This is a genomic window from Bradyrhizobium sp. OK095, assembly GCF_900109945.1.
Classification (GTDB): Bacteria; Pseudomonadota; Alphaproteobacteria; order Rhizobiales; family Xanthobacteraceae; genus Bradyrhizobium.
This window is the reverse complement of the sequence record NZ_FOBX01000013.1, coordinates 93,417-118,846: the sequence shown is the minus strand read 5'-3', so window position 1 is coordinate 118,846 and position 25,430 is coordinate 93,417. Positions and strand designations below refer to the sequence as shown.

Genomic DNA, 25,430 nt, shown 5'->3' with positions numbered 1-25,430 from the left:
TGCAACATGGTCGATTTCCTCATCACGAGCCTGCATGACGTCCGCTTCATGACCATGCTGCTGGCGGCCATCGCCGCCAGCGCCACCGTCTATACGCTGGTGATGCCGCTATTCGCGGGCGAGGGCCTGTCCAAGCGCATGAAGGCGGTGGCGAACGAGCGTGAGCGCATCCGGCAGCGCGAGCGCGAACGCCTCCACAAGAACGAGAAAGTCTCGCTGCGCCAGACGCCGAAGCAGATCGTCTCCAGGGTCGTCGATGACTTCAACCTCACGAAATGGCTCGCGCAGGAAGCTGCGCGGGAAAAGCTGATCATGGCGGGCTACCGCGGTCAGGCGCCCTACATCACCTTCCTGTTCGCCCGCATGGTGACCCCGATCGTGCTGTTCGTCGGCTCGGTCGTCTACGTGTTCCTGATCGCGCATATGGAAAAGCCGATGCCCATCAAGATCGGCATCTGCGTCGGCGCCGCCTATCTCGGCCTTCAGGCGCCGATGCTGTTCCTCCGGAATGCGATCTCCAAGCGCCAGCTCTCGATCAAGCGCGCCTTTCCCGACGCGCTCGACCTGCTGCTGATCTGCATCGAATCCGGCATGTCGGTCGAAATGGCGTTCCGCAAGGTCGCCGTCGAAATCGTGGGCCAGTCGATCGCGCTATCGGAGGAATTCACGCTGACCACGGCCGAGCTGTCCTATTTGCAGGACCGTAAGGTCGCGTACGAAAACCTGGCGAAGCGCACCGGGCTCGAAGGCGTCAAATCGGTGTGTCTCGCGCTTCAGCAGGCCGAGCGTTACGGCACCCCGCTCGGGCACTCCCTGCGCGTCATGGCGCAGGAAAACCGCGACATGCGCATGAACGAGGCCGAGAAGAAGGCCGCCGCACTGCCGCCGAAGCTGACGGTGCCGATGATCCTGTTCTTCCTGCCGGTGCTGTTCGTCGTCATCCTCGGGCCGACCGGCATCAAGATCTCCGAGCTGCAGTGACGCGAGAGGCGGAGCGCTTCACGCATGATCCGGAAAAGTGCGAAGCGGTCTTTCGGGAAGATCATGCGCAAACAACAGCCTAAAGCACGATGACGATTGATCCCAATCTCATCGCGCTTTAGCGGACCGCCGGGCAGTTTCAACAATCAGGTCAGATCAGTCGGGCTGGCTGAGCGAGGCGACCGGCGTCCGCTTCGGCGCGCCGCGGGGGGCCTCGTTGCGGTTCAGCATTTCCTTCAGGTACGCGACATTGGCCGCGGCCTGGTCCGGCGGCAGGTCTGCCTTCACGATGGTCTCGGCTTCCGCGAAGCGGCCCTGGAGGCCCACGACGAGGCCGAGATTCTGCCGCACCCTGCTGCTGGCACGCGGCGAGGCGTAGGCCTGCCGCAGTGCCTCTTCGGCCTTGGGCAGATCCCTCGAGAGCATATAGGACAGGCCAACATTGGAGAGCACGCCGGGATCGCCCGGCGCGATCTTCAGCGCGCTCGTATAGTAGGAACGCGCTTCGTCATGACGGCCCATCTGGTCGAGCGCGGTACCCTGCACCGAGAGCAGGCGCCAGTCCGGATTGTCGGGCGAATGCGCTTTCGCCAACACGTCGAAAGCCTGCTGGAAATTACCGTTATCAGCGAGCGCACGGCCGTACTGGGCGAGCAGCGCCCTGTTGCCGGGATTGGCGATGGTCGCCTGCTCGAGCACGGCGGCGGCCTGGGCGCGCTGACCGTTGGCGCGCAAGGCCTGGCCATAGCCGAGCGCGGCCTCTGCGTCCTTGGGATTGGCGCGGTAGCGCTCGCCATAGACGTCGACGGCGCGCGCGGGATCGGTGGGGGTGGCGGGAGCGGCATCCGCACGCGACCCGATCGAGCCGGTGGCGTCGGAGAGTTTTGACATTGCCGTGCAGCCGCCGAGGCTCAAAGCCACCATCGCGACAAGCGAGGCAGACGCAAGAAGCCGGGCAGGACTGAACCGTTGACGCATGACGCTTTGACTCTCGAGCGGATGGATCGAGCCGAACGCGCCAGCAATAGACTGTTAACCCTAATGGCCGGTTAACGCCGGCCCACCCCTCACGGCGGTGTCTGCGGCGGCGCGTCCCCGCCGAGGCCCAGATCGAGGCCGAGCGCTTTCACCGGCGCATTCAGATCCCGCAGCAATTGCAGCCTCTGCCGCATCTGCGCCTCGACATCGATGCCCGCATGGGGGATTCCGGACCATTCACGGCAGAGATCGTCGCGATTGACCGGGCGCGTCGCGACGAGCTCGTCAAGCCGAAGCGGATCGATGCCGAGCGCGTCGGCAGATTGCTCGATCAACCGGTGCAGCAGCCCTGCCGCCGCGGCGAGCGCCGCAATGTCACGCTTGCGCCCGGACCTGACCAGCTTGCCATCGAGATCAGCCAGGGCATGCGAGGTGACGAGATAGGTGTGGAGCGCATTCGCCCAGTCCGGCTCGCCGTCTGCGTAGAAGGCTCGGCGCATCAGGAGTCGGCGGACCAGCGCCATAACCTGCTCCCGCGTCAGCGTCGACATTGAAGCGATCTCGATGGCCGACTGGACGGCCGGGTCACGGGAATAATCCCGTCCTGCCGGCAGCCGGATCACACCGTCCGGCAGGTTCGAATCGAGCAGGCCGAAGCCGCTGTCATTGCGCGGCCGCGAATAACGCGTGATCGCGAAGCCATATTCAGAAGCTCCGGCTTGGGACATAGGCGCAAAATGGATGATGTTGAAGCCGGCATCGTCGCCAGCCTGCCCGGTCGAGGACGGACAGGACAGCACGTAGATCGTGCGCCAGAACGCCTCGTCGCCCTTGCTACGCGTCGCACGCGGATCGGGAATCGAATAGCGGGTCAGTCCCTCGACATGCCGGTGTCCGTGCAGGACCAGGTTGACGTTGAGCGAGGTCGCTGCTTCGAGGAAGGTCGCGGGCGCAGCAAGGTACATCAGCGGTTCGTCCGGGGCGCCCAGAAACCGCTTTCCCTCTCCGGTCGCCTGCGGCAGCGGGTGATGGTGCAGCGCCAGCACGCGCACCAGATTTTCCGCCGGCTCGGCATAGTCGGCGCGCCCCGAAGAACCCATGCTGCCCGCGAGCTCGATGCTTAGCCGGGCGGAATCCACGACAAGCGCATGGTAGGTGCTCTCGTCGATATTGCCGCTCGCAAGCGTCGTGAGGCTCGCGCGGTTGGAATCCAGCAGCACCAGATCGAGGCCGGCCTGGCGGTAATAGACGCTCTTCGAGGTCCGCGGCAGGTGCAAATAATCATAGACGTCGTGGCGGCCCCCGCGCTGGCTCGGCCGCTTGACGTCGTGATTGCCGGCAACCGCCTGGATGTCGGTGAACAGCCCGGTCTGCCGGAAGGACGCGATGACGGCGAGCGCCTCGTCGAGCGCGCGCGGCGTCGGGTCGTCGACGAGATCGCCCGTGATCAGCAGGATGCGATCGGGAACGTCCGCGCAGTCAGCCATTCTCTCGCGCAGAGCCGCGCTGAGGGCCTCGATCGTCGCGAGCAGCCGCCCAGTCCCGTCCAGATGCAGGTCGGAGATCTGCGCAATAACGAACGATCTATGCATTTTGCGTCGCTCATTGCGAATGCTGCGCCGCCCAAACGATCAGAGAAATGCCTTCGACGAGAAGATTCAACCCAGTCTCGGCCCGGGCAGGACGCCCCCGGGCAAGTATCAATCGTGTGCCGCTGCGTTATCGCGCGCGATGCGTGCAGCGCCGCACGGAACAATTTAAAATATTCGTCAATCATGCCACAACCGTAGCGCTAGTAAAGCCCTGCGGCGCGCTCTCGTGAACGGCAGTTCTCAACGTGGATAGCTACGAGATCCGGCCGTCGCCGGTTTCGCTTCGCCCGATCAATATTCGATGGCCATGCGCTTGCGGATTTCGTCGATGCGCTTGTCGAGCGCATCGAAGCGCGCGTGGACGGAGCGGTCGTGGAGATAGAAGACGTAGCCACCGGCCAGGAACGCGAAGATCCAATGATGGTGCTCGACGTAGCCGAAGATCGCCTCGACGGCCTGGCCAATGAACGTGACCACGCTCCACACGAATTCCATTGAATTTCCTCCCGGCAGGCTTTGTCTTCGGCCGCGCGCGATCTCCACGACTGGCGGCCGTTTTTCGGAACCTAGCATGGCCCCCCGGCTGCGAGTAGCGGCTCGCGGGACGGTGACAGCAAAGCCGATTGCAGGCGCGGCAAAACTCTGCGAAGTCTGCTCCAATCGCTTGATCTGACGATCCGGACCCGCAAATGCCTTCTGTCTTCGAGACCTCGCCCAACGCTATCCCGATCACCTTCGTCACCAAGTCGAGCTGGGATCAGGTCGCCGAGACGCTGCCGCCGGCACAACGCCAGTTCGCGACCGCGAACGGTTTTGCTGCGAAGCCCGGCGGCTATCTGGCGCTGCCCGCGGCGGATGGCACAATCTCGCAGGTGCTGTTCGGCCTCGAGGACGAGGCTGCAAGATCACGCGACTTGTTCAGGCCGGGCGCCCTGCCCGGCCTGCTGCCATCAGGCATTTATCGCTTTGCCAATGCACCGCACGATGCACGACTGGCGGCGCTCGCTTTTGCACTGGGGTGCTACCGCTTCGCCCGTTACCGCAAGGCCGATCGCCCCGATGTCCGTCTGGTGCCACCGGCTGGCGTCGACGCAGCCGAGATCAGCCGCATCGCGGACGCCGCGATGCTGGCGCGCGACCTCATCAACACGCCGTCCAACGACATGGGTCCGGAGGAGCTTGCCGCAGCCGCGCAAGCGCTCGCGAGCGAATTCGGTGCGAGCTTTGCCTGCACCATCGGCGAGGATCTGGAGACGAATTTCCCGCTGATCCACGCCGTCGGCATGGCCTCTAACCGCGCGCCGCGGCTGATCGACATCAGCTGGGGTGATCCCGGCCATCCCAAGGTGACTCTGGTTGGCAAGGGCGTCTGCTTCGACACCGGCGGGCTCGACCTCAAGCCGTCGAGCGGCATGCTGATAATGAAGAAGGACATGGGCGGCGCCGCCAACGTGCTGGCGCTGGCGCGCATGGTAATGGACGCGAAGCTCAAGGTGCGGCTGCGCGTGCTGATTCCGGCCGTGGAGAACGCGGTCGCCGGCAATGCCTTCCGCCCGCTCGACATTTTTACCTCGCGCAAGGGCATCACCGTCGAGATCGGCAATACCGACGCGGAAGGCCGCCTGGTGCTCGCCGATGCGCTGGCGCTCGCCGACGAGGAGAAGCCGGACCTGCTGATCGATCTGGGTACCCTGACCGGTGCCGCACGCGTGGCGCTGGGGCCGGATTTACCGCCCTTTTACACCAATGATGAGACGCTGGCCGCCGACGTCGCGCGCTGCGCGGCGAAGGAGAACGATCCGTTGTGGCGGATGCCGCTGTGGCCGCCTTACGATGCGTGGCTGGACTCCAAGACCGCCACCATCACCAACGCCCCCTCCGGCGGCTTTGCCGGCTCGATCATTTGCGCGCTGTTTTTGCAGCGCTTCGTCGAGAACGCCAAGAGCTGGCTGCATGTTGATATTTACGGCTGGACGCCGTCGGCGAAACCGGCGCGTCCTGAAGGCGGCGAATGCCAGGCCGCGCGCGCCATCTACACCTTGCTGAGCGAGCGTTATGCCTGATCCGGGACACGATCCAAGGCTGACGCCGGCGCGGGGGGACCTCGCCGCCAAATATCTCGAAGGCAAGGTCGGGGCGGATCGCTTCGTCACCGGCGAGGAATTTGAGGTGGTCGCGCCGATCGCGGCCGTGCGCGAGCAGCCGTCATCGAACGCAATGCTGATGACGGAAGCGCTGCGCGGCGAGCGCGTCACGGTCTACGACCGCAACGGCGAAGGCTGGGCCTGGGGTCAGCTCAATGGCGACGGCTATGTCGGCTGGCTGCCGGATGCAGCGCTGATGAAGCCGACCGCCGCGCCGACGCACAAGGTGAGCGCACTGCGGACGTTCGCCTTCCCCGGCCCCTCGATCAAGCTGCCGCCTGTCGACACGCTGGTGCTGGGATCGAAGATTGCGGTGACGCGCGAGGACGGCTCTTTCGCGATGACGCGCGATGGGAGCTTTTTGCCGAAGACGCATCTCGCTCCACTCGACCATCGCGAGCCGGATTTCGTCGCTGTTGCCGAGCGCTTCGTCGGCACGCCCTATCTCTGGGGCGGCAAGAGCAGCCTTGGCATCGATTGCTCCGGCCTGGTGCAGGTGTCGCTGACCGCAGCCGGCACCGGCTGTCCGCGCGACAGCGACATGCAGCAGGCGGGTTTTGGCCGCGCGCTGGAGCCGCATGAGCGAAGCAGCTTGCGGCGCGGTGATCTGATCTTCTGGAAGGGCCATGTCGCCATCGTCCGCGACGCCGGCACCATGGTTCACGCCAATGCGCATCACATGGCCACGGTGATCGAGCCGATCGAACCGGCGATCGCCCGGATCAAGCAGGCAGGCAGCGAGGTCGTCGCGATCAAGCGGCTGTAACGAAGCTACGTCGCCACCGATCCATTCCCCGCCGTCTCCAGCCGGAACGCCGCCGCGAACAGCGCGCGGGTGTAATCCGTCTTCGGATTCTTGAATAGCTCGGCCGCCTGCCCTTCCTCGACCACCTTGCCGTTGCGCATCACGATGAGATGGCTGGCAAGCGAGGCGACGACGCGCAGATCGTGCGAGATGAACATGTAGGTGAGCTCGCGCTTGCGCTGGAGCTCGCGCAACAGGTCCACCATCTGCGCCTGGAACAGCATGTCGAGCGCGCTGGTCGGCTCGTCCAGCACGACGAAATCGGGCTCCAGCACCACGGCACGCGCGATGCTGATGCGCTGGCGCTGCCCGCCCGAGAACTCGTGCGGATAGCGGTAGCGGGTGTCCGGCTTCATCCCGACATCTTCCAGCGCCTTGACGACGCGCGCCTCGCGTTCCTCGCGCGACAGCTTTGGCTGATGCACGGAGAGACCCTCGGCGATGATGTCCGCGATCGACATGCGCGGGCTGAGCGAGCCGAACGGATCCTGGAACACGATCTGCATGTCGCGCCGGAACGGCCGCATCTCCTTGAAGCGCAGGCCCTGGATGTCTTTTCCCAGGAACACGATGCGTCCGTTCGAGGAGATCAATCGCATCAGGGCAAGTCCGAGCGTGGTCTTGCCCGACCCGGATTCGCCGACAACGCCGAGCGTCTCGCCCTTGCGCACGGCAATGCTGACGCCGTCGACCGCCTTGATGTGGCCCACCGTCTTGCGCATCAGGCCGCGCTTGATCGGAAACCACACCTTCAGATCGTTGGCCGCCATCACCACCGGCGCATCAGGCTGCGGCGGCGCCGGATCGGGCTTCGGCTCGGCCGCGAGCAGGTCGCGCGTATAGGGATGCTCCGGGCTCCTGAAGACCTGCTCGACCGGTCCCTGCTCGACGATCACGCCGCCTTTCATCACGCAGACATGGTCGGCGATGCGGCGCACGATGCCGAGATCGTGGGTGATGAAGAGCAGGCTCATGCCGAGCCGCGCGCGGATCTCGGCGAGCAGCGTCAGGATCTGCGCCTGCACGGTGACGTCGAGCGCCGTGGTCGGCTCGTCCGCGATCAGCAGATCCGGCTCGTTGGCGAGCGCCATCGCGATCATCACGCGCTGGCGCTGGCCGCCGGAGAGCTGGTGCGGATAGCTGTTGAGCCGCGTTTCGGGCTCGGGGATGCCAACCTGGGTCAGCAGTTCCAGCGTGCGCTTGCGCGCCTGCGCATTGCTGGTCGGATTGTGCAGCTGGATGATCTCGCCGATCTGCGACTCGATCGTGTGCAGCGGATTGAGCGAGGTCATCGGCTCCTGAAAGATGATGGAGATGTCGCTGCCGCGAACCTCCCGCATCTGTCGCTCGGTCCGGTCGAGAAGCTCCTGTCCCTTGAAGCGGATGCTCCCCGAAGGATGCGACGCATTCGGGTAAGGCAAGAGCTTCAGGATCGAAAGCGCGCTGACCGATTTGCCGGAGCCTGACTCCCCGACCAGCGCGACGCATTCGCCGCGCTTGATCTGGAACGAGACCTTATCGACCGCAAGCGTGGTGGCGCCGCCCTGGTGGAAGGCCACGGACAGATCGCGCACACTGAGCAAGGGCTGGTTGATGGCGTCCATTGGCTTACCTGAACGTCTTGCGCGGATCGAAGGCGTCGCGCACGGCTTCGCCGATGAAGATCAGCAGCGACAGCATGATCGCGACCGAGAAGAATCCGGAAAAGCCAAGCCAAGGTGCCTGGACGTTAGACTTGGCCTGCGACAGCAGCTCGCCGAGCGACGGCGAGCCGGGCGGCAACCCGAAGCCCAGGAAGTCGAGGGCCGTCAGCGTCATCACCGACGAGGACACGATGAACGGCAGGAACGTCATTGTCGCAACCATGGCGTTTGGCAACAAATGCCTGAACATGATCACGGCGTTCGACACGCCGAGCGCCCGCGCCGCCTGGATGTACTCGAAATTGCGACCGCGCAAAAATTCAGCCCGCACCAGGCCGACCAGCGACACCCAGGAAAACAGGAGCAGGATGCCGAGCAGCACGAAGAAGCCCGGCACGAGCACCGACGACAGGATCAGCAGCAGATAGAGCGACGGGATTGCAGTCCATATCTCGATGAAACGCTGGAATAACAGGTCGACCCAGCCGCCGAAATAACCCTGCACCGCGCCGGCGGCGATGCCGACGACGGAGGAGACGATGGTCAGGCAGAGGCCGAACAGCACGGAGATGCGGAAACCGTAGATCAGGCGCGCAACCACGTCGCGGCCTTGATCGTCAGTACCGAGCCAGTTGTATTCGAGGTCCCGGCAGCTCTTCAGGCCTTTCTTCTCGACAACGGATTTGCACTGCGCTTCCGTCAGCATCCAGGTCGGCGGCGACGGCGCGGGCGTCGGCAGATCGAGATTGTGGGTGCCGTAGGAGTAGCGGATCAGCGGCCAGACCACGCTGCCGCCCTTGTCCTTGATCAGCTTCTGCAAATAGGGATCGCGGTAGTCAGCCGCCGTTTCAAAGTCGCCACCGAAGGTCGTCTCCGAATAGGTGACGAAGGCCGTCCAGTAGAGATGGCCGTCATATTTGACCAGGAACGGCCGATCATTGGCGATCAGCTCGGCGAAAAGCGACACCACGAACAGGATCATGAAGATCCAGAGCGACCAGTAGCCGCGCCCGTTCGCCTTGAAATTCTGCCAGCGCCGCCTGTTGAGCGGCGATGGCACGAACGGCTTGCGCGTGATCGGCACGGCATCGCCGAGCGGCGACTTCGCGGTGGTCTCGATCGGGGTGGGGGCAGTCAGCGTCATCAGACCTCCCGTGCCTCGAAATCGATCCGCGGATCGATCCACATGTAGGTGAGATCCGAGATGAGGTTGACCACGAGACCGACGAGCGAAAAGATGAAGAGCGTGCCGAACACCACGGGGTAGTCGCGGTTGAGAACGCTCTCGAAACTGAGCAGTCCGAGCCCGTCCAGCGTGAAGATGGTCTCGATCAGAAGCGAGCCCGAGAAGAAGGCGTGGATGAAGGTGCTGGGAAAGCCTGCGATGACAATCAGCATGGCGTTGCGGAAGACGTGGCCGTAGAGCACCCGATTCTCGCTGCAGCCTTTCGCACGCGCGGTCATCACGTATTGCTTGCGGATCTCGTCCAGAAACGAGTTCTTGGTCAGGAACGTCATGGTGGTGAAGGCGCCGAGCCCCATCGCGATCAGCGGCAGCGTCAAATGCCAGAAGTAATCGATGATCTTCCAGTACCAGGGGAATTGCGACCAGCCGTCCGACGTCAACCCGCGCAGCGGAAACCAGTTGAAGAACGAGCCCCCGGCAAACAGAATGATCAGCAGGATCGCGAACAGGAAGCCGGGTATCGCATAGCCAAGCACGAGTACGCTCGACGTCCAGGTGTCGAAGCGCGTGCCGTCCTTGACCGCCTTGCGGATGCCGAGCGGTATCGAGATCAAATAGGTCAGGAGCGTCAGCCAGATGCCGAGCGAGATCGAGACCGGCAGCTTCTCCTTGACCAGCTGGAGCACGCTGACATCGCGAAAATAGCTGCTGCCGAAATCGAAGCGGGCGAAATTCCACACCATCAGCGCGAAGCGCTCCGGTGCCGGCTTGTCGAATCCGAATTGCTTCTCCAGCTTCTTGATGAAGTCGGGGTCGAGCCCCTGCGCACCGCGATATTTGGAGCTGACGGCATCGCCACCGGCGCCCAACTGGCCGGGCGCGCGCTGCGCAAAATCTCCGCCGCCCGAGATACGCGAGCTGCCGCCGGTGTCGGCGCCCGAGAGTTGCGCGATCACGCGCTCGACCGGGCCGCCCGGCGCGAACTGCACGACGACAAAGGAGACGAAGAGAATCCCGAGCAAAGTCGGAATCATCAGAAGGATGCGGCGGGCGATATACGCGCTCATGATTATTTCGCCTGCTCGAGCTTGGCCGCCTTGGCGGCGTCGAACCACCAGTTCTCCGGCGCGCCGACGCCTTGCGCATATTTCGGCGGCTTGTCGGGATGGCTGAACTGGTCCCAATAGGCCACGCGATGGAAGTTCGCGTACCATTGCGGCACCCAGTAGCGCCCGGCCCGGAACACCCGGTCGAACGCCCGGCAGGCTGTGGTCAGCTCCGCCCTGGTCTGGGCGGCAATGATCTTGTCGATCAACGCGTCGATGATCGGATCGGAGATGCCGGCGAGATTGTACGAGCCCTTGGTCTTGGCCGCCTGCGAGGAGAAGAACGCTCGCATGGCATCGCCAGGCGTGGCCGACATCGAAAACCGCTCGATCGTCATATCGAAATCGAAATCCTCGAGCCGCGCGCGGTACTGCACGGCATCGACAAGACGGAAGGTCGCGTCGATGCCGAGCGTCGCGAGGTTCTTCAAATAAGGCCCATGATGCGGCTGGATCGATTGCTCGTCGTTCAGGAATTCGATCGTGAAGGGCTCGCCATTGGGCAGCACCCGCTTGCGGTCCTTGATGACGTAGCCGGTTTCGTTGAGCAGCTCGCTCGCCTTGCGCAGCAGGGCGCGGTCCTGTCCTGAGCCATCCGACACCGGCGGCACGAAAGGCTGGCCGAACACTTCGTCGGGCACCTTGCCGCGGAACGGCTCGAGCAACGCGAGCTCTTCAGGCGAGGGCGGCCCGGAGACCATCATGTCGGAATTCTGGAACGGCGAGTGTGTGCGCGCATAGGCGCCGTACATGATCGACTTGTTGGTCCACTCGAAATCGAAGGCGTAGATCAGCGCCTCCCGCACGCGCGGATCCCTGAACTTGTCGCGGCGAAGATTTATGAACCAGCCCTGCGCGCCTGACGGGGTTTCGTCAGGCAGCTGCTCCCGCTTGACGCGACCGTCCTTGATTGCCGGGAAATCGTATCGCGTCGCCCAGATGCGCGACGTGAGCTCCTCGCGGAACAGATAATTCTTTCCGGTGAAACCTTCGAAGGCGACGTCGCGGTCGCGGTAGAACTCGTAGCGCACCATGTCGAAATTGTAGCTGCCGCGGCAGACCGGCAAGTCGGCGCCCCACCAGTCCTTGACGCGCTCGTATTCGATGTAGCGGTTGACCTCGAACCTGCCGACCTTGTACGGGCCGGAGCCCACCGGCGTATCGAGCGTCGATTCATCGAAGGCGCGCGTGGCGTAATACGCTTTCGAGAAGATCGGTAGGCTCGCGACATAGAGCGGCACGTCGCGTGCGCGGTTCGGCGCGAAGGTGACGACCGCGGTGGCATCGTCGAGCGCCTCGGCCTTCACGAAATCGCGGAGCTGCACGACGATCAGCGGGTGGCCCTTCTCCTTCAGCGCGGTGAGCGAGAAGACAACGTCATGCGCGGTAAGCCTGGAGCCATCGTGGAAGCGGGCCTCGGGGCGCATCGCGAAGGTGTAGGTTAGCTTGTCCGGCGAAATCCGCACCGATTTCGCCGCAAGCCCGTACATCGCGTCGGGCTCATCATTGGCGCGCACCATCAACGGCGCGAAGGTCATGTCCATGCCCTGTGCGCCCTCGCCTTTCAGGATATAGGCGTTGAGCGAAGAAAACGTGAAATAGGACTGGTTGTAGGCCCGCACCGACGGAATCAGCGAGAACGCACCGCCCTTCGGCGCACCGACATTGACGTAGTCGAAATGGTGGAAGTCGGCGGGATATTTGAGATCGCCGAACGCCGAGATGCCGTGCGCCTCGGCCGGCCCTTCCGACGCCGCCGCGCCGCGCGACAGGGCGGCGCTGAGCGCGCCGCCGGCACCCAGGGCCAGCACATGCCGGCGTGAAAGCTGCGCCATCCGCGATTGCTTTCTCAAGATCGTTTCCCGATACGCGCAGCTTTTTCGGCGTCGTACCACCACAATGTCGGCAGGCCCGACCGGCCGTATTTCGGCATCGGCTCGGCGTGGCTGAAGCGGTCCCAGCGGGCATAGCGTGCGAATGGATAGGTGAACTGGGGCACCACGTAGAAATTCCACAGCAGCACGCGGTCGAGCGCACGGGTCGCGGCGACAAGACCAGCGCGGTCTTTTGCGAAGATCACCTTCTCGATCAGGGCATCGACAGCCGGATTTTTGATGCCGATGGTGTTGCGCGCGCCCGGCACATCAGCGGTCTGCGAGCCCCAAAACTCGCGCTGCTCGTTACCCGGCGAGAGCGACTCGCCCCACTGATCAATGATCATGTCGAAGTCGAAGCTGCGCAGCCGGTTCTGGTATTGCGCGTCATCCACCACGCGAACCGACGTGTTGACGCCGATCCGCTCCAATGAGGGCTTGTAGAACAGCGCGATGCGCTCGGACGAGGGATCCTGCACCAGGATTTCGACCGTCAGAACCTTACCCGAGGCATCGACCAGCTTGTGGTCCCGCACCTCGAAGCCGGCCTCTTTCAGCAACTTTGCAGCCTCGCGGAGATTGGCGCGTACGGCTTCAGGATTGCCGCCGACGGGGCTCTGGTATGGCGTGGTGAAGACTTCCGGCGGCACCTTGTCCTTGACGGTTTCGAGGATCTGCAACTCCTCACCCTGCGGCAGACCTGTCGCAGCGAGTTCCGTGCCTTCAAAATAGCTGTTGATCCGCTTGTACTGGCTGAAGAACAGCTGCTTGTTCATCTCCTCGAAGTCGAAGGCATAGTTGAAGGCGCGCCGCACCCGCGCGTCCTTGAACTGGGGACGCCTGATGTTGACGACGAAGGCCTGCATGCGGCCGGAATCGTTGATCGGAAATTCTTCCTTGATCACCCGCTTCTCGGCGACCGCCGGGAAGTCATAGGCCGTCGCCCACTGCTTGGCGGAGTTTTCCGCGATCCAGTCGGCCTGGTCAGCCTTGAACGCCTCCAGCGCGACCTGGTTGTCGCGGAAGAACTCGAAACGCAGCTCGTCGAAATTGTTGGTACCGATCTGGCTCGGCACGTTGGCGCCCCAATGATCCTTCACCCGTTCGAGCTTGATCGAACGCCCCGCCACGAATTCCTTGATCCGGTACGGGCCGGAGCCCAGCGGCATCTCCAGCGTGGTCGCGCCGACATCGCGCTTGCGGCCCTGGGCGTCGGTGCCTTCCCACCAATGTTTCGGCAGCACGGTCAATTCGCCGACGATGGTCGGCAATTCCCGGTTGCCCGGCCCGTCGAAGCTGAACTTGACATCACGCTCCCCGACCTTCTCCGCCTTCGTCACATGGCGGTAGTAGGACGCATACATAGGGCTCTGCTGCTTGAACGTCTCCAGCGAGAAGATGACGTCCTCGGGCGTCACCGGCTTGCCGTCGTGCCAGCGCGCTTCCTTGCGCAGACGATAGATCACCCAGGAGAAGTCATCCGGATGTTGGGCGGATTCGGCGAGTTCGCCATATTCAGTCGCGACCTCGTCCTGCGACCGGGTCATCAGCGTCTCGTAGATCATCGCCGCGGCCGGGGCGATGCTACCTTTGATGCCGGCGACCGCGAGATTGAAATTGTCGAACGTCCCGATCGAGATCAGCCGCGCGACACCGCCCTTGGGCGCATCCGGATTGACGTAGTCGAAGCGCTTGAAGTCGGCGGGGTATTTGATGTCGCCGAACAGCGACAGCGCGTGCCGCCAGGGCAGCTCTCCCGCCGACTGCGCCGCGGCCGTGCCGATGACGGGGACGCCCGCTACGGAACCAAGAGCGGGGAGCGCTGCGGCGGCAGTGCCGGTGAGCAGGAGATCGCGTCGGGTAATGGCCAAATCAACATTCCTGTCTTGAAGGAGGCTACTCCTTTAAGGTCCCAATATAGGCGAGGTTTCGACGGAATATGTTGCTTTTTCCTCATCTTGGAAGGCCGGACGCCCCTTGGATGCGGCCAAACGCCCCGATAATTTCATCACGAGGCCGGGATAACGAAACGGCCAGGCTTTTCAGCCTGGCCGCATATTCCAAGACGTGATGTTGAGGCCTTACTTCGCCGCGGTGGGCAGCGGCTTCGGGCTGTCGGAGAGGCTGTTCAGATAGGCAATGACGTCGGCGCGCTCGCTGTCTTTCGGGATGCCGGCAAAGCCCATCGCGGTGCCGGGGACAGCGGCCTTCGGGCTGGCGATGAACTTGTTGAGCGCATCGAAGTCCCAGGCGCCGCCCTTGCCCTTCATCGCGGCCGAGAAGTTGAAGCCGCCACGGCCTTCGCCGACATGGTCGCCGACAATGCCGAAGAGGTTCGGACCGACGCGGTTCGGGCCGCCCTTTTCGAAGGTGTGGCAGGCGCCGCACTTCTTGGCGGCGGAAGCGCCCTTCTCGACGGATGCGGTCTGGAGCAGCTTTTCGATCGGCTCGGAGGGCGCAGCGGCGGCCGCGCCACCTTCCTTGTCGCCAGCCGTTTCCTTCACGGCGATCTCGAAGCCCGGCTTTTCCGGCATCTTGGGCGAGAATAGCGCCTGGGCGGTGAAGCTTGTCACCAGCAGGATGAGACAGGTGCCGAGCACGGCACCGAGAATCTTGTTGAGTTCGAAAGAGTCCATTTCCGGCCAGGCCCCACACCGCAGTAAGGAAATAGCGGCCAAGCGGCCGCCAGGACGAGCCTCAGAGAATCAAACGTTCCTTCTTGTTTCCCCGAGTTTTGCCATTGAGATATCGGTTTGCCCGGGGTCTGGCAACCCGTATAAGCGACCCGGCTTCGAACCCGTCCCCACCCCATTTCTCGACGCGGAAAACCTCCCGTTTCCAGGCCCTTGAACCCGAACCTTCGAACCTCATGACCGATCCTCGCATCCTGGTGCTGATCCCGGCCCGCATGGCCGCCACCCGCCTGCCCGGCAAGCCGCTCGCCGACATCGCGGGCCTGCCGATGATCGTGCATGTGATGCGCCGCGCCGAGGCCGCCGGCATCGGCCGGGTCGCGGTCGCAACCGATACCGCCGAGATCGCCTCGGTGGTATCAGCCCATGGCGGTGAGGCCGTGATGACCCGCCCGGATCATCCCAACGGCTCGAACCGCATCCACGAGGCCATGCAGAAGCTCGATCCGGACCGCAAGGCCGAGATCGTGGTCAATCTCCAGGGCGATTTCCCGACCATCACGATCGACAATATCCGCGAGGTGCTGCCGCCGCTGCAAGATCCGGCCGTGGACATCGCGACGCTGGCCTCGCAGATCCACACCGAGGAGGAGGACCTCGCGCCGAGCGTCGTGAAGGCGATCGGAACCTCGCTCGGGGGTAAGCGGATGCGTGCACTTTATTTCACCCGCGCGACCGCCCCGACCGGAGACGGACCGCGCTACCACCATATCGGCCTCTACGCCTATCGCCGCGCCGCGCTGGAGCGCTACGTCTCCCTTCCGCCCTCACCGCTGGAATTGCAGGAGAAGCTCGAGCAGCTCCGAGCGCTGGAGGCCGGCATGCGCATCGACTTCACCATCGTCGATACCGTGCCCCGCGGGGTCGACACGCCGGCGGACCTCGAGACCGCGCGCAGCCTCCTTTCCAAATCCTGAGCCGCTGTTACAAGGCCCGTCATGAGCAAGATGAAAATCGCATTCCAGGGCGAACCTGGGGCCAATTCCCACATCGCCATCGTCGAGGCCTACCCCGACGCCGAGCCGTTGCCCTGCGCTACCTTCGAGGACGCGCTGTCGGCGATCTCGTCGGGCGAGGCCGATCTCGGCATGATCCCGATCGAGAACTCGGTCGCGGGCCGCGTCGCCGACATCCATCATCTGCTGCCGGCCTCCGGCCTTTTCATCATCGGCGAATGGTTTTTGCCGGTCCGCCATCAGCTGATGGCCGTGAAGGGGACCAAGATCTCCGACATCAAGAGCGTCGAGAGCCATGTCCACGCGCTCGGCCAGTGCCGGCGCATCATCCGCAAGCTCGGCATCAAGCCGATCGTGCACGCCGACACTGCCGGCAGCGCCCGCGACATCTCCGAGCGCAAGGACAAGACCGTCGCCGCGATCGCCTCGCGTCTCGCCGCAAAGATCTACGGCCTCGACATCCTCGCCGAAGACATCGAGGACGAGGCGCACAACACCACGCGCTTCGTGGTGCTGGCGCGCGAGCCGAAATGGGCCGCGCAAGGCTCAGGGCCGCTGGTGACGACTTTTGTATTCCGCGTGCGCAACTTGCCGGCCGCGCTCTACAAGGCGCTCGGCGGCTTCGCCACCAACGGCGTCAACATGACCAAGCTCGAAAGCTACATGGTCGACGGCAATTTCTTCGCGACGCAGTTCTACGCCGATGTCGATGGCCATCCCGACGACAAGGGACTGGCGTTTGCGATCGAGGAGCTGAAATTCTTCTCGCGCGAATTCCGCATCGTCGGCGTGTATCCGGGGCACCCGTTCCGCGCGACGATGGAGTAATCTCGTGTCCCGGACGCGCGTAGCGCGAGCCGGGACTAGGCCGCGCTCTTCGTAAGCCCGAACGCCTCCGCCAGCAGCGAATACGATCTCTTCCGCGCCTCGTGATCGTACACCGCCGTGATCACCATCAACTCGTCCGGCTTGCTCGCATCGATCAGCGGCTGCAGCTTTTTCTGCACCGTCGCCGGATTGCCGACGAACAGGCGCGAGCGGTTGCGCGCCATCGAGGTGCGCTCGGAATCCGTATAGGGATAGGCAAGCGCCTCCTCGACGCTCGGCAGCGGCAGATATTGGCCGCGGTCGCGGCGCAGGCGGTTGAGGTCGAAGGAGGTCGCGAGCTTCTCGGCCTCCTCGTCGGTATCCGCGGCGATGGCAGCGACCGCGAGGATCGCGCGCGGGCTCGCGCTCCAGGCCGACGGCTGAAAGCGATTGCGATAGTGCACCATCGCATCGATCGCATCATGGGACGCGAAATGATGGGCGAAGGCGAAGCCCATGCCGACTTGGGCAGCCAGCTCCGAGGAATAGTCGCTGGAGCCGAGCAGCCAGATCGGCGGCAATGGTGTGTCGTCGGGCATCGCGATGACATTGTGGTAGGGGTGGCCTGAGGGGAATTCGCGGGTCTGCCACAGAATCAATTCGTGCAGCCGTTCCAGGAAATCGTCGCCCTCGCGACGGTCGAGCCGGCTGCGCAGTGCATAGGCTGTGGCGCCGTCGGTGCCGGGCGCGCGGCCGAGACCGAGATCGATGCGGCCGGGAAACAGCGCCTCCAGCATCTTGAAGCGCTCGGCCACCACCAGCGGGGCATGGTTGGGCAGCATCACGCCGCCGGAGCCGACGCGGATGTGCTTGGTCACCGCCGCGATCTGCCCGATCATCACGTCGGGCGCGGGGCTCGCCACCGAGGCGAGGTTGTGGTGCTCGGCGAGCCAGTAACGGACATAGCCGAGCCCATCAACATGCCGCGCCAGGTCGATGCTGTTGCGCAGCGCCGCGGCGGGTTTGGTGCCGGTGGTGACGACGGAGAGGTCGAGGACTGAGAGCGGGATCATGGGGCATCAAATTAGTGGAGGGCGGCACGGCGGCAATGGGCCGACAGCGCAGGTCTGGCGTGTGCGCGACGCGAGCCCTCTTGTTCGCCGGGATCTGGCTGTTGGGACAGGAGCTTGATACATAATATGAGATTCGTTCTGCCCACAGCTTAGATTCAGCCTCGCCGATCGCCAAATCGCGCAATAAACATTGATTTTACTATACTATATCCCAATTCGACAACTTCCCACAACCGACAAAAGCGGCACGATATTTAGCTTCGCATGGCATCTGGTGGGCCATTTCCCACGTCCGATGGGCTGTCGAAAGAACCCTCTTTGCCCTATCTTAGCCTCTCCCAATCTAGACCTGACCGCTGGCCGCCAAAACCGGGCGAGCCCTTGGAGTGAGTGGTGCCATGACCGATCTGACGATTCCCGCCCACTCCGACGGGCAAGACGGGCACTTGAAGCGGCCTGCGATCTCCTTCGAATTCTTTCCGCCCAAGACCGAAGATATGGAGCGCAATCTCTGGGAGACCATCAACCGGCTGGCCCCGCTCGACCCGAAATTCGTCTCGGTGACCTACGGCGCCGGCGGCTCGACCCGTGAGCGCACCCATTCGACGATCTCGCGCATTCTCACGGAAACCGCGCTGCTGCCGGCCGCGCATCTCACCTGTGTCGGCGCCTCGCGCGGCGAGATCGACGAGATCGTCGACCGCTATCACGAGGTCGGCGTCCGCCACATCGTGGCCTTGCGCGGTGATCCCGCCGGCGGCATCGGCACGCCCTACGCCTCGCATCCCGACGGCTACCAGACGTCCGATGCGCTCGTTGCCGGGATCAAGAAGCGGCATGGCGATATCGAAGTCTCGGTTTCGGCGTACCCTGAGAAGCATCCTGAAGCGCGCGACTTCGACGCCGACATCGACACGCTGAAGGCCAAGGTCGATGCCGGCGCGACGCGTGCAATCACGCAGGTGTTCTTCGATAACGACCTCTACTTCCGCTATCTCGATCGCGTCCGTGCCCGCGGCATCAACATTCCGATCGTGCCGGGCATCATGCCCATGCACAATTTCAAGCAGGCCCGCAATTTCGTCACCCGCGCCGGCACCTCGGTGCCGGACTGGTTCGCCGCGAAGTTCGACGGCCTCGATGACGATGCCGAGACCCGCAAGCTGGTAGCCGCGACCGTTGCGGCCGGCCAGGTGCAGAAGCTTGCCAAGAACGGCGTCGACACCTTCCATTTCTACACCATGAACCGCGCCGATCTCGTGTTCGCGATCAGCCATTTGCTCGGCATCCGCGCCAAGAGCGCGCAGAAGGCGGCGTAAGATAAAATGACCACTCCCGTTTCTCCCAAGCGAACTGCCCTGCTCGACGCTGCCCGCGCGCACATCCTCGTGCTCGACGGTGCCATGGGCACGATGATCCAGAATCTCCAATTCGACGAAGCCGCCTTCCGCGGCGAGCGCTTCAAGAATTTCCATCGCGACCTCCGCGGCAACAACGACCTCTTGATCCTGACTCAGCCGCAGGCGATCGAGGACATCCACGCGGCGTATTTGCGCGCCGGCGCCGACATCGTCGCCACCAACACCTTCTCCACCACCTCGATCGCGCAGGCCGATTACGACCTCACCGACATCGTCTACGAGATGGCGCGCGAAGGTGCCCGCCTTGCCGGCAACGCCGCCCGGCGCGTCGAGGCCGAGGACGGCAAGCCGCGCTTCGTCGCCGGTGCCATCGGACCGACCAACCGCACCGCCTCGATCTCGCCAGACGTGTCCAATCCCGGCTACCGCGCCGTCACCTTCGATGATTTGCGCAAGTCCTACGGCGAGCAGATCAACGGCATGCTCGACGGCGGTGTCGACCTGCTGCTGGTCGAGACCATTTTTGATACGCTGAACGCCAAGGCGGCGCTCTATGCGATCGCCGAGATCACCGAAGCGCGCGGCATCGACATGCCCGTGATGGTGTCTGGAACCATCACCGACAAGTCCGGTCGCCTGCTCTCCGGCCAGCTGCCGGAGGCATTCTGGCATTCGGTGCAGCACGCCAAGCCTGTGACCATCGGCTTCAACTGCGCATTGGGTGCAGAAGATCTGCGCGCGCATATCGCCGACATCGGCCGCGTCGCCGATACGCTGGTCTGCGCCTATCCGAATGCCGGCCTGCCCAACGAGTTCGGCCAGTATGACGAAACGCCGGAATACATGGCGCGTCTGGTCGGCGAATTCGCGCGTGATGGCTTGGTCAACATCGTCGGCGGCTGCTGCGGCACCACGCCGGACCATATCGCGGCAATCGCCGCCGCGGTCGCGCCGCACAAGCCGCGCATCGTGCCCGAGATCGAACCTCGCTTAAGGCTCTCCGGCCTCGAGCCCTTCATTCTGACGGATGCGATTCCCTTCGTGAACGTCGGCGAGCGCACCAACGTCACGGGCTCCGCGAAATTCCGCAAGCTGATCACCAACGGCGACTATACGGCAGCGCTGCAGGTCGCGCGCGACCAGGTCGAGAACGGCGCGCAGATCATCGACGTCAACATGGACGAAGGTCTACTCGACTCCGAAGCGGCGATGGTGACCTTCCTCAACCTCGTCGCCGCCGAGCCCGACATTGCCCGCGTGCCCGTGATGGTCGACTCGTCGAAATTCTCGGTGATCGAAGCCGGCCTGAAATGCGTGCAGGGCAAGCCGGTCGTCAATTCGATCTCGATGAAGGAAGGCGAGGAGAAGTTCATCTTTGAAGCCAACATCGCCCGCCGCCATGGCGCGGCCGTGGTGGTGATGGCGTTCGACGAGGTCGGCCAGGCCGATACGTTCAAGCGCAAGACCGAGATCTGCAAACGCGCCTACGATATCCTGGTCGAGCGCGTCGGCTTCCCGCCCGAGGACATCATCTTCGATCCGAATATCTTTGCGATCGCGACTGGCATCGAGGAGCATAATAATTACGGCGTCGACTTCATCGAGGCGACGCGCTGGATCCGCAAGAACCTTCCGGGCGCGCATATCTCGGGCGGCGTCTCCAACCTGTCGTTCTCGTTCCGCGGCAACGAGCCGGTGCGCGAGGCCATGCATTCGGTGTTCCTGTATCACGCCATCAAGGCCGGCATGGACATGGGCATCGTCAATGCCGGACAGATGATCGTCTATGACGACATCGACGCCGAACTGCGCCAGGTGTGCGAGGACGTCATCCTCAACCGCGATCCCGGCGCCTCCGAGCGCCTGCTGGCGCTCGCGGAAAAATTCCGCGGCAACAAGACCCAGACCAAGGAAGCCGATCTCGCCTGGCGCGAATGGCCGGTGGCAAAGCGGCTGTCGCATTCGCTGGTGCACGGCATCACCGAATTCATCGAGCAGGATACCGAGGAAACGCGCAAAACCTCCTCGCGTCCGCTCGACGTGATCGAGGGCCCGCTGATGGCCGGCATGAACGTGGTCGGCGATCTCTTCGGCGACGGCAAGATGTTCTTGCCGCAGGTGGTGAAGTCCGCGCGCGTGATGAAGCAGGCGGTGGCCTGGCTGATGCCGTTCATGGAGGAGGAGAAGGCGCGCAACGCCGCGGCTGGCATCGACACCGGCAAGAGTTCTTCCGCCGGCAAGATCGTGCTCGCGACCGTGAAGGGCGATGTCCACGACATCGGCAAGAACATCGTCGGCATCGTGCTCCAGTGCAACAATTACGAAGTCATCGACCTCGGCGTGATGGTGCCCGCCGCAAAAATCGTCGAGACCGTGAAGGCGGAGAAGGCCGACATCGTCGGGCTATCAGGCCTGATCACGCCCTCGCTCGACGAGATGGCGTTCTTCGCCGGCGAATTGCAACGCGAAGGCCTCAAGCTGCCGCTGCTGATCGGCGGTGCCACCACCAGCCGCGTGCATACGGCGGTGAAGATCGACCCTAGCTATCGCGCCGGCCCCGTCGTGCATGTCAACGACGCCAGCCGCGCCGTCGGCGTCGCCTCCTCGTTGCTGTCGCCGGAGAAGCGCGAGGCCTATGCCGCCGACGTGCGCGCCGAATACGCAAAAATCTCGGATGCGCATATGCGTGCGCAGGCCGACAAGAAGCGGCTAAAGCTCGCTGTCGCGCGCGCCAACCGCGTGCCGGTCGACTTTGCCGCACACAAGCCGGTGAAGCCGACCTTCCTCGGCATCAAGAGCTTTGACGAATACGATCTCGCCGAGCTCGTGCCTTATATCGACTGGACGCCGTTCTTCCAGACCTGGGAGCTCGCCGGGCGTTTTCCGGCGATCCTCGATGACGCCAAGGTCGGCGAAGTCGCGCGCTCCCTGTACGACGACGCGCGAAAAATGCTCGACCTGATCGTCAAGGAAAAATGGTTCCGGGCGCGTGCGACGGTCGGCTTCTGGCCGGCCAATGCACAAGGCGACGACATCGTGCTCTATGCCGACGAGAGCCGGACCAAGAGCATCGCGACGCTGCACACGCTGCGCCAGCAGCTCGAGAAGCGCGAGGGTCGCTTCAACGCGGCGCTGTCCGATTTCATCGCGCCTGTCACGACCGGCGTGCCCGATTATATCGGCAGTTTCGTCGTCACCGCGGGGATCGGCGAGGATGTGGTCGCCGATCGCTTCAAAATGGCCAATGACGACTACTCCTCGATCCTGTGCAAGGCGCTGGCCGATCGTCTCGCCGAGGCCTTTGCCGAGCGCATGCATGCCCGCGTGCGCCGCGAGTTCTGGGCTTACGCGCCGGACGAGGCGCTCTCCAACGACGAGATGATCCTGGAGAAGTACCAGGGCATCCGCCCCGCGCCCGGCTATCCCGCGCAGCCCGATCACACCGAGAAGGCGACGCTGTTCGAGCTGCTCGATGCCGAGAACACGGCCGGCGTGAAGCTGACCGAGAGCTTTGCGATGTGGCCGGGCTCCTCTGTGTCCGGGCTCTATTTCGCGAACCCCGAGAGCTATTATTTCGGCGTCGGCAAGATCGAACGCGACCAGGTCGAGGACTACGCCGCGCGCAAGGGCATGACAGTTGCCGAGACCGAGCGGTGGCTCGCGCCGGTGCTGAACTACATCCCTTCGCGCGAAGGCAACGACAAGGCTTTCGTCGCAACGCCCGCGAACGACGAGACCTCCAAGGACCTCGCCTCGCATCCGCCCGGCTGCACCTGCGCGGTGCATCTGGTCTGGCAGAAGAAGCGCGCGGGGGCGGGGTAGGCCCCGGCTCAAAACCAAAAAGTGAAAACAACCCCATGCACAGTAGAGCTGGGGTTGAAAAAGCTGACGAATTTCGGTCTGACCGAAATTGACTTGCGCCGTCGGGCAAAACACCTGTAGTGTTGCATCATCGCCCACCGCGCCAGCTTCGCAGCCCCGGCGGATGCAGGTGCTCGAATCTCGTCATTGCGAGCGCAGCGAAGCAATCCAGACTGTCACCGCAGAGAGATTCTGGATTGCTTCGCTGCGCTCGCAATGACGGAGCAAGTGGCGACGTCGCGACGTCCAACCTACGTCTCAAAACAACGGACACACTTTCGCGCGCGGGAACTCGCCGCTTGTGAACTCGATCACTTGTCCCCTCAACCTCGATTGGCTACTCTGTCGGTTGACTACCTCCAAACCGATGGTTTGTTCGGGATCGAGCATATGAAGCAGTTCATTGCACTGTTCGTCGCCGCGATCGCCCTTGTCGTACTGCCCACGATTGCCGCCGCGGACTGTCCGAAAGGCTATGTGCCATGCGGCGAGCGAAGCCAGTTGTGCTGCCCGGGAAAGTAGCCAGCCGCAAATGGCTTTGGCTGGGTAGCGGCGTATTCATCGCGATCGGCCTGGTGATGGTCGCAGCCTGGGTCGGATTCCCGCGTAAGAAGCAGACGATCACGGCTATCCTCTCCGACACCGGCTATTTCGAGATGGTCCCGCCGAGCACGTTCGGCGGTCCCGGCACCATCAACACGATCGAATATCTAAGCAACGGCCGGCTGGAGCTGCATCCGACCTGCGACATCGACCCCGCGCTGCTGGCCAGCAAGATCCAGAAATCGCCGACCGTGGACCGCGACCTGAAGCAGTCGCTTGAGAAGAATCTCGACGTGTCCGCACAGGTCAGGGACAAGCTGTCCGCCGTCGTCGGCATGCAGGAAGTCGATTCGATTCACCTCAAGCTCGAGAATGCCAACATTTTGCTGATTTCCGACGAGTCGCTGATCTCGACCCGCAACGCATTGCTGAAGGCCGAATGCGAGGACGCGATCACCCAGAACATTTCGAGTGGCGGCGTCGTGTGCCAGACGCGGTCCGTGCTGGAGGCCGATGTCGTCTACGAGATCAAATATCACAACAAGATTTCGATGGAGGAGCGGGCCAAGCTGACATCCGCGATCGCAGCAAAACTCGACCTCGACGCGCAGCAGGGGGCCGACGACAAGGTGTCTGGCTCTCAATTATTCTTCGGAATCAGGCTGTCACCGAATCCGATCGTGCTGAAGACTGCGACGGGCGAGATCAAGCCGTGTACGCGGAAATAGGACTGGACCCGCACCCACCCCTGCCGTGAACGCAAAGCGTGCTCGCAGCGACCAATGGCGATCGCCGCCGAAGCGCAGGGGAATCGGATGCTGAACGCCCAACAATTGATGTGGACGCAGATTGCCGCCGGTATTGCCGTGCTGCTGTTTGGATTGACGTTGTTCAACCTGGTCCGGATGCGGAGCCGGATGCAGGCGGCGCGGAGTTGGGACAGGGTGGAGGGCATCATCACCGTCTCCCGGGTCGACCAGCCGGCGGCGCACGCCTCGGACGATCAGAACGACGCCAAGCCCATCATCCGCTATCGCTATCAGGCCGGCGGCCAGGAGCTGGAAAGCGACAAGATTTTTGTCGGCGGCCCCGCCATCACGACAAGGGTCCTGGCCGCAAAACTGACCGGACGATATCCGGTCGGCGCCCATGTCGAAATCCATGTCGATCCGAAGCAACCGACCGAGGCCCTGCTGGAACCCGCCGCAGCGCAGAACGTTGCGGCGCTAGTGGCGTTCACCCTCGTATTCGGCGTCATCGCCGCCACCCTGACCGCGCACTCGCTCGCGGGTCACGTACTCTACGCCGACAATGGCGTTCCGCTGTTCGCGTTCGCGCTGCCGATCATCGTGCTCGTGGGCGGCGTGTTCTGTGTCGCCGAATATGTCCGGACGCGCCGGCTGGCGAGCGCCAGCCTGCGTTGGCCGACCGCGACCGGCAGGATTACGCATTCCGACGTGATCGAGGAGATCATCGAGGAGAAGACCGATCACGACAACAAACCGACGACTTCAAAGCTTGTACACCGTTATCAGGTCGACCTCCGCTACGCCTACAAGGTCGGCCAACGCGACTTCACCGGCACCGAAACCAACTGGGGCGGCACCATGATCTCCGGGCTGCGCGATGTCGCCGAACAGGAAGCGGCGAAATATCGTCCCGGGCAGAGCGTTAAAGTCTACTACGATCCGGACCAGCCGGGACATGCCGTGCTGGAGCCTGCGAGCCGGGAAGGCGCGCTGGGGCCTCTGATCGGTGCTGCGGTCTGCGCGGTCGTCGGCGGCCTTTTCCTGACGATCCTGATCAAGGTCGGGTTCGCGTAGCGCC

The 25,430-nt window shown here is 63.5% G+C and carries 19 protein-coding genes; 9 read left to right on the top strand and 10 right to left on the bottom strand.

Translation table 11 applies throughout. From position 1 onward, the window contains the following. Positions 1 to 6: 6 nt before the first annotated feature. Entirely contained in the window at positions 7 to 981 is a 975-nt protein-coding gene (locus BMW89_RS29360; RefSeq protein WP_092032088.1) for a type II secretion system F family protein, read from the top strand. Positions 982 to 1,137: 156 nt separating this feature from the next. Here the strand turns inward: BMW89_RS29360 and BMW89_RS29355 are convergent, their stop codons facing one another. The 3 genes from BMW89_RS29355 to BMW89_RS29345 form a co-directional block, all read right to left on the bottom strand. Continuing rightward, positions 1,138 to 1,959: a tetratricopeptide repeat protein gene (locus BMW89_RS29355; RefSeq protein WP_092032084.1), complete on the bottom strand. Its 822-nt coding sequence runs from the start codon at positions 1,957 to 1,959 to the stop codon at positions 1,138 to 1,140. Between the two features lie 89 nt (positions 1,960 to 2,048). Next, entirely contained in the window at positions 2,049 to 3,551 is a 1,503-nt protein-coding gene (locus BMW89_RS29350; RefSeq protein ID WP_092032080.1) for a metallophosphoesterase family protein, read from the bottom strand. 291 nt (positions 3,552 to 3,842) lie between these two features. Further along, positions 3,843 to 4,046: a hypothetical protein gene (locus BMW89_RS29345; protein ID WP_092032077.1), complete on the bottom strand. Its 204-nt coding sequence runs from the start codon at positions 4,044 to 4,046 to the stop codon at positions 3,843 to 3,845. 194 nt (positions 4,047 to 4,240) lie between these two features. On the opposite strand from BMW89_RS29345, the gene BMW89_RS29340 reads away from it, so the two are divergent. Together BMW89_RS29340 and BMW89_RS29335 are read left to right on the top strand one after the other, a co-directional pair. Continuing rightward, positions 4,241 to 5,614 carry a leucyl aminopeptidase family protein gene (locus BMW89_RS29340; protein WP_092032073.1) on the top strand — a complete coding sequence of 458 codons (1,374 nt, stop codon included), beginning with the start codon at positions 4,241 to 4,243 and terminating at the stop codon, positions 5,612 to 5,614. Further along, the gene (locus tag BMW89_RS29335) at positions 5,607 to 6,461 is read left to right on the top strand and encodes a C40 family peptidase (protein ID WP_092032069.1); all 855 of its coding nucleotides are present in this window, start codon (positions 5,607 to 5,609) and stop codon (positions 6,459 to 6,461) included. Before BMW89_RS29340 ends, BMW89_RS29335 begins: the two co-directional genes overlap by 8 nt. A gap of 5 nt (positions 6,462 to 6,466) precedes the next feature. On the opposite strand, the gene BMW89_RS29330 is transcribed toward BMW89_RS29335, so the two are convergent. The 6 genes from BMW89_RS29330 to BMW89_RS29305 form a co-directional block, all read right to left on the bottom strand. Then, the gene (locus BMW89_RS29330; protein WP_092032065.1) at positions 6,467 to 8,104 is read right to left on the bottom strand and encodes an ABC transporter ATP-binding protein; all 1,638 of its coding nucleotides are present in this window, start codon (positions 8,102 to 8,104) and stop codon (positions 6,467 to 6,469) included. A 4-nt stretch (positions 8,105 to 8,108) separates the two neighbouring features. After that, a complete protein-coding gene (locus BMW89_RS29325; RefSeq protein WP_092032061.1) occupies positions 8,109 to 9,287 on the bottom strand; it encodes an ABC transporter permease in 1,179 nt (392 codons plus the stop codon). Next, the gene (locus BMW89_RS29320; RefSeq protein WP_092032057.1) at positions 9,287 to 10,396 is read right to left on the bottom strand and encodes a microcin C ABC transporter permease YejB; all 1,110 of its coding nucleotides are present in this window, start codon (positions 10,394 to 10,396) and stop codon (positions 9,287 to 9,289) included. Before BMW89_RS29320 ends, BMW89_RS29325 begins: the two co-directional genes overlap by 1 nt. 2 nt (positions 10,397 to 10,398) lie before the next feature. Then, positions 10,399 to 12,270: an extracellular solute-binding protein gene (locus BMW89_RS29315; protein ID WP_177196413.1), complete on the bottom strand. Its 1,872-nt coding sequence runs from the start codon at positions 12,268 to 12,270 to the stop codon at positions 10,399 to 10,401. A 14-nt stretch (positions 12,271 to 12,284) separates the two neighbouring features. Beyond that, positions 12,285 to 14,180 (bottom strand): extracellular solute-binding protein, encoded by a 1,896-nt coding sequence (locus BMW89_RS29310; RefSeq protein ID WP_092032052.1) that lies wholly within the window; start codon positions 14,178 to 14,180, stop codon positions 12,285 to 12,287. Between the two features lie 210 nt (positions 14,181 to 14,390). After that, positions 14,391 to 14,945 (bottom strand): c-type cytochrome, encoded by a 555-nt coding sequence (locus tag BMW89_RS29305; protein WP_092032047.1) that lies wholly within the window; start codon positions 14,943 to 14,945, stop codon positions 14,391 to 14,393. 233 nt (positions 14,946 to 15,178) lie between these two features. Here BMW89_RS29305 and BMW89_RS29300 point away from each other — a divergent pair, with 233 nt between their 5' ends. Continuing rightward, positions 15,179 to 15,919 carry a 3-deoxy-manno-octulosonate cytidylyltransferase gene (locus BMW89_RS29300; RefSeq protein WP_092032043.1) on the top strand — a complete coding sequence of 247 codons (741 nt, stop codon included), beginning with the start codon at positions 15,179 to 15,181 and terminating at the stop codon, positions 15,917 to 15,919. Positions 15,920 to 15,940: 21 nt separating this feature from the next. After that, positions 15,941 to 16,786, top strand: coding sequence for a prephenate dehydratase (locus BMW89_RS29295; protein WP_092032039.1), 846 nt, complete (start codon positions 15,941 to 15,943; stop codon positions 16,784 to 16,786). Between the two features lie 35 nt (positions 16,787 to 16,821). On the opposite strand, the gene BMW89_RS29290 is transcribed toward BMW89_RS29295, so the two are convergent. Continuing rightward, a complete protein-coding gene (locus BMW89_RS29290; RefSeq protein ID WP_092032035.1) occupies positions 16,822 to 17,838 on the bottom strand; it encodes an LLM class flavin-dependent oxidoreductase in 1,017 nt (338 codons plus the stop codon). A 398-nt stretch (positions 17,839 to 18,236) separates the two neighbouring features. Here BMW89_RS29290 and metF point away from each other — a divergent pair, with 398 nt between their 5' ends. The 4 genes from metF (at position 18,237) to BMW89_RS29265 (ending at position 25,426) form a co-directional block, all read left to right on the top strand. Then, positions 18,237 to 19,157, top strand: a complete 921-nt coding sequence (metF, locus tag BMW89_RS29285; RefSeq protein ID WP_177196399.1) for a methylenetetrahydrofolate reductase [NAD(P)H] — start codon at positions 18,237 to 18,239, stop codon at positions 19,155 to 19,157. Positions 19,158 to 19,163: 6 nt separating this feature from the next. Further along, positions 19,164 to 23,021 carry a methionine synthase gene (gene metH / locus BMW89_RS29280; RefSeq protein WP_092032027.1) on the top strand — a complete coding sequence of 1,286 codons (3,858 nt, stop codon included), beginning with the start codon at positions 19,164 to 19,166 and terminating at the stop codon, positions 23,019 to 23,021. Between the two features lie 521 nt (positions 23,022 to 23,542). Continuing rightward, on the top strand, positions 23,543 to 24,331 hold the full coding sequence (locus BMW89_RS29270; RefSeq protein WP_092032019.1) for a hypothetical protein: 789 nt from the start codon (positions 23,543 to 23,545) through the stop codon (positions 24,329 to 24,331). An 87-nt stretch (positions 24,332 to 24,418) separates the two neighbouring features. Next, positions 24,419 to 25,426, top strand: a complete 1,008-nt coding sequence (locus BMW89_RS29265) for a DUF3592 domain-containing protein (RefSeq protein WP_092032355.1) — start codon at positions 24,419 to 24,421, stop codon at positions 25,424 to 25,426. Positions 25,427 to 25,430: the final 4 nt, after the last annotated feature.

Excerpts from the sequence above, each read along its gene's own strand:
- BMW89_RS29360 (WP_092032088.1), top strand. The coding sequence starts at position 7 with ATGGTCGATTTCCTCATCACGAGCCTGCATGACGTCCGCTTCATGACC.
- BMW89_RS29355 (WP_092032084.1), bottom strand. The coding sequence starts at position 1,959 with ATGCGTCAACGGTTCAGTCCTGCCCGGCTTCTTGCGTCTGCCTCGCTT.
- BMW89_RS29350 (WP_092032080.1), bottom strand. The coding sequence starts at position 3,551 with ATGCATAGATCGTTCGTTATTGCGCAGATCTCCGACCTGCATCTGGAC.
- BMW89_RS29345 (WP_092032077.1), bottom strand. The coding sequence starts at position 4,046 with ATGGAATTCGTGTGGAGCGTGGTCACGTTCATTGGCCAGGCCGTCGAG.
- BMW89_RS29340 (WP_092032073.1), top strand. The coding sequence starts at position 4,241 with ATGCCTTCTGTCTTCGAGACCTCGCCCAACGCTATCCCGATCACCTTC.
- BMW89_RS29335 (WP_092032069.1), top strand. The coding sequence starts at position 5,607 with ATGCCTGATCCGGGACACGATCCAAGGCTGACGCCGGCGCGGGGGGAC.
- BMW89_RS29330 (WP_092032065.1), bottom strand. The coding sequence starts at position 8,104 with ATGGACGCCATCAACCAGCCCTTGCTCAGTGTGCGCGATCTGTCCGTG.
- BMW89_RS29325 (WP_092032061.1), bottom strand. The coding sequence starts at position 9,287 with ATGACGCTGACTGCCCCCACCCCGATCGAGACCACCGCGAAGTCGCCG.
- BMW89_RS29320 (WP_092032057.1), bottom strand. The coding sequence starts at position 10,396 with ATGAGCGCGTATATCGCCCGCCGCATCCTTCTGATGATTCCGACTTTG.
- BMW89_RS29315 (WP_177196413.1), bottom strand. The coding sequence starts at position 12,270 with ATGGCGCAGCTTTCACGCCGGCATGTGCTGGCCCTGGGTGCCGGCGGC.
- BMW89_RS29305 (WP_092032047.1), bottom strand. The coding sequence starts at position 14,945 with ATGGACTCTTTCGAACTCAACAAGATTCTCGGTGCCGTGCTCGGCACC.
- BMW89_RS29300 (WP_092032043.1), top strand. The coding sequence starts at position 15,179 with ATGACCGATCCTCGCATCCTGGTGCTGATCCCGGCCCGCATGGCCGCC.
- BMW89_RS29295 (WP_092032039.1), top strand. The coding sequence starts at position 15,941 with ATGAGCAAGATGAAAATCGCATTCCAGGGCGAACCTGGGGCCAATTCC.
- BMW89_RS29290 (WP_092032035.1), bottom strand. The coding sequence starts at position 17,838 with ATGATCCCGCTCTCAGTCCTCGACCTCTCCGTCGTCACCACCGGCACC.
- metF (WP_177196399.1), top strand. The coding sequence starts at position 18,237 with ATGACCGATCTGACGATTCCCGCCCACTCCGACGGGCAAGACGGGCAC.
- metH (WP_092032027.1), top strand. The coding sequence starts at position 19,164 with ATGACCACTCCCGTTTCTCCCAAGCGAACTGCCCTGCTCGACGCTGCC.
- BMW89_RS29270 (WP_092032019.1), top strand. The coding sequence starts at position 23,543 with ATGCGGCGAGCGAAGCCAGTTGTGCTGCCCGGGAAAGTAGCCAGCCGC.
- BMW89_RS29265 (WP_092032355.1), top strand. The coding sequence starts at position 24,419 with ATGCTGAACGCCCAACAATTGATGTGGACGCAGATTGCCGCCGGTATT.